This is a genomic window from Bacillus sp. AP50 (assembly GCF_040492675.1).
GTDB lineage: Bacteria > Bacillota > Bacilli > Bacillales > Bacillaceae_G > Bacillus_A > Bacillus_A cereus.
The window spans coordinates 1-3,928 of record NZ_JBEUTW010000229.1 but is presented as its reverse complement, the minus strand read 5'-3'; the positions used below and the strand labels follow the sequence as shown (position 1 = coordinate 3,928).

Here is a 3,928-nt window from a genome sequence, read left to right as displayed (position 1 = left end):
TAATTAATATATTGTTGAGAGGAAGATAAATTATGAGACAGTGTTCCAATTGTGGAAGTCAGGTGCGACAGCATGATAATTTTTGTGGGGATTGTGGTATGAATTTAGAGAAACAACAATGTTCAGAGGAGATATTAGAAACGAACAATGAATGGAATGTAGAGAATAAGAAAAAAACTAGTTTTCTAGCCCATAAACGATTCGTAGTTGTAAGTGCAATAGCCTTAATAATCGTTGCAAGCACTATGTATATTTTTTTAACTCATTCTTCTTCTTTTAATAAGATGAAAGGGTATTGGTATGCTGGCGGTAAAGGGGCTTACCTTCAGATTCAAGAAATAGACGATAAAAATATTGAAATAGTGTTTTATGAAAAGAGAGGGAAAACAGAAAGAGTTAAAGGGAGTGTAGTAGATTATAATGATAATCAAGTAATATGTAATATGTCATACCCTTGGAATGGAAGAGTGAAATTGGAATTATTGGATGATACAACGTTGTACATGAGTGAAGAGGGAAAGAAATCGCATAAATTAAAACTGACAAAGGTTTCCGAAAAGGAGATGCAAGAGTTTTATGGAGGGGAAAAATCTTCAAGGTAGTTTGTATATAGTATTTTCTTCAATTTGACACATGCTAGTAAATAATGATATAAAGAAAAGTATATGAATAATTGAGCGTGGAAAGGGAGAAGTAGTGATCATTTCCCTGTTTTAGAGAGCTGATGGTCGGTGAAAATCAGCACATAGATGATCGCGAATTACGCCCCTAGAGCATCTTTTTTCGATTGAATTGTATTCAAAAGGGAAAAGACGGTGCTAAGCCGTTATGTAAATAAGGTGGTAGGCTTTTTTGCCTGCAACTAGGGTGGTAACGCGATAATCAAAATCGTCCCTTATTTGAAGGGGCGATTTTTTTATGTTTTCAACCTTCACGCCAGTAATGAACTTAAAGGAGAGTATGTAGGATATGGGTATTTTACAAGATCTTGAATTTCGCGGTCTAATTAATCAGCAAACAGATGCTGAGGGCCTTGAGCAATTATTAGAAAAAGAAAGCGTTAAATTATACTGTGGTTTCGATCCGACAGCAGATAGCTTACACATTGGTCATATGTTACCAGTATTAATGTTACGTCGTTTCCAATTAGCTGGTCACCAACCAATCGCACTTGTTGGTGGTGGTACTGGTATGATCGGTGACCCAAGTGGTAAAAAAGCAGAGCGTACATTAAATACGAAAGATACAGTTGCTTACTACACAGAAAGTATTAAAAACCAACTTTCAAACTTCTTAGAGTTCGAAAACGTGGACAACCCAGCAACAATGGCTAACAATTATGACTGGCTTGGTAACTTAGATGTCATTTCATTCTTACGCGATATCGGTAAAAACTTCGGTTTAAACTATATGTTAGCAAAAGATACAGTAGCATCTCGTTTAGAAACTGGTATTTCATTCACTGAGTTCAGTTACATGATTTTACAATCATACGACTTCTTAAACTTATACCAACAACATAATTGTCGCCTACAAATCGGTGGTAGTGACCAATGGGGTAACATTACAGCGGGTCTTGAATTAATCCGTAAATCAGAAGAAGATGCGAAAGCATTCGGTTTAACAATTCCACTTGTTACTAAATCTGACGGTACGAAGTTTGGTAAAACAGAAGGCGGAGCAATTTGGTTAGACCCAGAGAAAACAACTCCTTACGAGTTCTACCAATTCTGGATTAACACAGATGACCGCGATGTTGTTAAATACTTAAAATACTTCACATTCTTATCTCATGAAGAAATTCTTGAGCTTGAAAAGCAAGTAGCTGAAGCGCCAGAAAAACGTGCAGCACAAAAAGCATTAGGTTCTGAAATGACAAAACTTGTTCATGGTGAAGAAGCATTAGAGCAAGCGATTAAAATTTCAGCTGCATTATTCAGCGGTTCTGTAGCAGAACTGACTGCAAGCGAAATCGAGCAAGGATTCAAAGACGTACCATCTGTAGAACGTACTGCAGAAGATACAGTATTAATCGACTTACTTGTAGAAAGCAAAATCTCTCCATCAAAACGTCAAGCACGTGAAGATGTAACGAACGGCGCAATCTACGTGAACGGTGAGCGTACACAAGCATTAGACTACGTTGTAACAGAAAACGACCGCATCGAAGGTAAATTCACAATCATTCGCCGCGGTAAGAAGAAATATTTCTTAATTCGTTACTAATTAGAAACGAATGTAAACAAATAGTACCCCGAATTGTAGGCTGAAAAGTCTATGATTCGGGGTTTTTATGTATGGATTTAAATCGCCGGATCTTTTCTTTTAAATAGAATATAAAGAATTAATATGAGCATATAAAGTAAACTAACTAGCATAACGATAAATGCTGTTGGATAAAATTTTGCCGCATATATAAAGAAATCGATTTGATAAATATCTTGGTAATTTGAAACGGTGCCTTTAAAGTAATTTGTAAACTTAGCGCTATATTTCCATTCATCAGGATTATCTATTAAATTACTCCCCTGATACCAACTCATCAGTGCGGAAGTAATAAATAGCATAAATGAACTTCCGAGTTGAACCATTTGATTTATTGTCAAAAAGAATCCACCTCCCATTTTATGGTTATTATAGCGTGCATTCATATGCTTGTAACCATTTTGTTGTAATCTCCTTTTCGAGTTCATACGGAAATCACATGTAAGCGGTATGATAAATGTATAACAACTAGAAAGGAGTGGTAAAACGAAATGTCACTAGAAGCGCTCATTATTTTTTCTTTGCTAAATGCGGGTCAGCTTGCAGAGAATTCGAAGGTGGATGTACATAAAGAGCAGAAAGATGCTTATGTATATGTTCAGAAAGAGGAAAATAAATAACTTTAATATATATAAATAAAGGCTGCCAGAGAAAGGTTTTAGTTTCTTTGGCAGCTTTTCTATTGAAATGTTTTATTCATCCTCATTTTGGAAGCATTAGGTGACTAAAACAACTAATGTAAGTTCATTAATTATAACTACATCTTTATCTTTTTCGTCATCATAATCAACTGATTTTGTTTTTCCACCTACAAAGTTAGCTAAAATACTTGTTATTGATTCTGAGTCTAGTAATTTGCCAATCTCAATATTTTGCTTCTTTGGCACATACCCCTTTAAACTCCATTTTGTACATTTTGTATTTCATTCAATGTTGAAGACATTATATCTACATAATCTATCATAGCACCTATGTTTAACTTGGCTGTTTCAGTATCATTTTCATTTAAAGCTATAAATGCTTGGTCTACCATTTGTTTAATTGCTCTTGCATCGTCTCTTAATTGAACTTTGAAGTAATCATACTCCTTAGGAGGTTCTATACTTGCTAGTCTATTAGCTCTCCCACTTACTCTACTTAATTCTCCCTTTAATCCTGTTTGAGTTGTTTTCCACGTTCCATCTTTTTCAGCTAAGGATTTAATAGATTGAACTGCCGTCTTTAAGTCATTAGAAGTATCCTTAATATCTTCTTGATACTTCTCTAAAGGAGAAGATGCACTAGAACCTTTAGTTAACTGCTTATCTCTATACTCTCTTTCCTCAGCTAGTGTTCTACCTTCTCCAATTACAGCTTCTTTTACTGTTTTATCGTTTGAGACTTCATTTTTATCTGTATCTTCTTTCTTTTTCGTTACCTCTTTTTCTTCCTTAGCTTTCTTTTCAGCAAGCAATTTTTCCTTTTCAGCAAGCAATTCTTCCTTTTTAGCAAGCAATTCTTCTTTTTCCTTGTTTAGCTGATCTGCTTCTTTGTCTATTGACTCGTCTTTCTTCTTTTCTGACTCTGAAATCTTTAAGCTATCAGTCTTATTCTCTTCTGTATTGTTCTTAGAACATCCTACCCACGCTACTAACATAAGTGGTAATGCTAAAAAACATATTAG

The 3,928-nt window shown here is 35.0% G+C and carries 6 protein-coding genes and 1 other annotated feature; of the genes, 3 read left to right on the top strand and 3 right to left on the bottom strand.

Going from position 1 to position 3,928, the window contains the following annotated elements:
• The first annotated feature begins 32 nt into the window (after positions 1–32).
• Positions 33–602 (top strand): zinc ribbon domain-containing protein, encoded by a 570-nt coding sequence (locus ABWK52_RS17725; RefSeq protein ID WP_001248209.1) that lies wholly within the window; start codon positions 33–35, stop codon positions 600–602.
• Positions 603–671: 69 nt separating this feature from the next.
• Positions 672–899: a binding site (T-box leader), on the top strand.
• Between the two features lie 70 nt (positions 900–969).
• Positions 970–2,226 carry a tyrosine--tRNA ligase gene (tyrS, locus tag ABWK52_RS17720; protein ID WP_000512083.1) on the top strand — a complete coding sequence of 419 codons (1,257 nt, stop codon included), beginning with the start codon at positions 970–972 and terminating at the stop codon, positions 2,224–2,226.
• 77 nt (positions 2,227–2,303) lie between these two features.
• Here tyrS and ABWK52_RS17715 read toward each other — a convergent pair whose 3' ends face one another.
• Positions 2,304–2,591 (bottom strand): YjdJ family protein, encoded by a 288-nt coding sequence (locus ABWK52_RS17715; protein WP_113623466.1) that lies wholly within the window; start codon positions 2,589–2,591, stop codon positions 2,304–2,306.
• Positions 2,592–2,756: 165 nt separating this feature from the next.
• Between ABWK52_RS17715 and ABWK52_RS17710 the strand changes: the two genes are divergently transcribed.
• The gene (locus ABWK52_RS17710; protein WP_000050944.1) at positions 2,757–2,885 is read left to right on the top strand and encodes a hypothetical protein; all 129 of its coding nucleotides are present in this window, start codon (positions 2,757–2,759) and stop codon (positions 2,883–2,885) included.
• A gap of 96 nt (positions 2,886–2,981) precedes the next feature.
• On the opposite strand, the gene ABWK52_RS17705 is transcribed toward ABWK52_RS17710, so the two are convergent.
• The gene (locus ABWK52_RS17705) at positions 2,982–3,152 is read right to left on the bottom strand and encodes a hypothetical protein (protein WP_002196925.1); all 171 of its coding nucleotides are present in this window, start codon (positions 3,150–3,152) and stop codon (positions 2,982–2,984) included.
• 8 nt (positions 3,153–3,160) lie between these two features.
• Positions 3,161–3,928, bottom strand: a 768-nt coding sequence (locus ABWK52_RS17700) for a DUF6376 family protein (protein ID WP_353772043.1), incomplete at its 5' end; no start/stop codon positions are given.